The sequence below is a fragment of the Vibrio sp. Vb0667 genome, from assembly GCF_033391095.1.
Genome location: NZ_JAWPOL010000214.1, coordinates 1 through 1,291, shown reverse-complemented (window position 1 = coordinate 1,291; position 1,291 = coordinate 1). Strand labels below are relative to the sequence as shown.

3 protein-coding genes are annotated in these 1,291 nt (G+C 44.3%); all 3 read left to right on the top strand.

Annotated features, from left to right (window positions below; genetic code table 11):
* Positions 1 to 190 precede the first annotated feature (190 nt).
* Positions 191 to 472 (top strand): flagellar biosynthesis anti-sigma factor FlgM, encoded by a 282-nt coding sequence (flgM, locus tag R8269_RS24730; protein ID WP_206974079.1) that lies wholly within the window; start codon positions 191 to 193, stop codon positions 470 to 472.
* A 24-nt stretch (positions 473 to 496) separates the two neighbouring features.
* Positions 497 to 934, top strand: coding sequence for a flagellar export chaperone FlgN (gene flgN, locus R8269_RS24725; RefSeq protein WP_005463929.1), 438 nt, complete (start codon positions 497 to 499; stop codon positions 932 to 934).
* A partial coding sequence (locus tag R8269_RS24720) for a transglycosylase SLT domain-containing protein (protein ID WP_318222844.1) occupies positions 915 to 1,291 on the top strand: 377 nt, incomplete at its 3' end. The genes flgN and R8269_RS24720, both read left to right, overlap by 20 nt.

The following is a 1,291-nucleotide window of genomic DNA, read 5'->3' as shown; positions in this document are numbered from 1 at the left end:
AAGAGTCATTCGAGCGGTTGTGACAGGAAGAAACCAAGTTCATCCTCAGTTTTGATTTTGGACTCAACGTAACATTTTTCAATTTTGCCTCTCGTCACATCGCGTGAGTATCGAGTACAAAAATAAAATTTAATGTTCACCACATCCTTGTCGCCTATTGGATTTAGAACATGATGATGAGGACCACAGCATGAAAATCGACAAAGTCGCGGGCGGTCATGTCCCACAAACAAATTTCCAACAAGCAAGCAAAAAGCCTGTTGAAACAATGGAACAAACCAAGGTAAGCGAGCCTGCGTTTCAAGCAAACACAGCAGCAATTGATCGTGCCCAAGGAGAAATGAAATCGCTACCAGACGTCGATATGGAAAAAGTTGAGCAAGTTCGTAACGCGCTAGCACGCGGCGAATTGAGCCTAGATACAAAAGCGCTATCTAAGGCAATTATGCAATTCCATACTGGTCACGAGTAAAAGCACAGCATTAGGAATACACCCATGGCAAGCGCGGCATCGCAGCGAATTCAGTATTTTGTTCGTTCAATTTCTGAAGACATCAAACTGTATCAGCAATTATTGACCCTACTTCAACAACAAAAGGCGTTGTATCTGAAGTTTGATGGTGAGGCACTGAACACCAACGTTCAGCAACAAACACCAATACTCAATAAGCTGAGCCGCTCTTCTAATGAAAGAAGCCAATGCATGCGTGAGCTGGGGTTACCGTGTAATGACTCCAGCGTAACAAGAATTTTCAACGCTTTGCCTGCCAAGATTGGTGCGCAAGCGAGAAAACAGTGGACGTTATTGGAGACACTCATCAAGCAGTGCCAACAATACAACCAGAGCAATGGCCAAAGCTCTGCTGCGTTCCATGAGTTAGTCAGTCAACTCAAACAACCTGTGCAACACACTTATGAAGATAAATCGTTTTAAACGATGGTCGTCTTGCCTACAGATTCAGCCGCCATCTCGGCTGGATACTGTAGGCCTTTTTATTTCTGCCTGTTTGTTGTTCAGCACTTCTTTTCTTTGCCAGGCAAAGCCCAATACTACTGATATAGAGCAGCAGTATCAGGTTCTTGCGCCTTATAAATTACAAATCGACCAACGTCTCACTTCCGTCAATCCACTTCTCGACCACATCTTTAAGCAACTCAAAAACAAGTCACTGCCCAAAAGTCTCGTTTTGGTGCCAATGCTAGAATCTTCTTACAACGCAAAAGCCGTTTCTCACGCCAACGCCGCGGGATTATGGCAATTGATTCCTGCAACAGCGATGCGCTTTGGTTT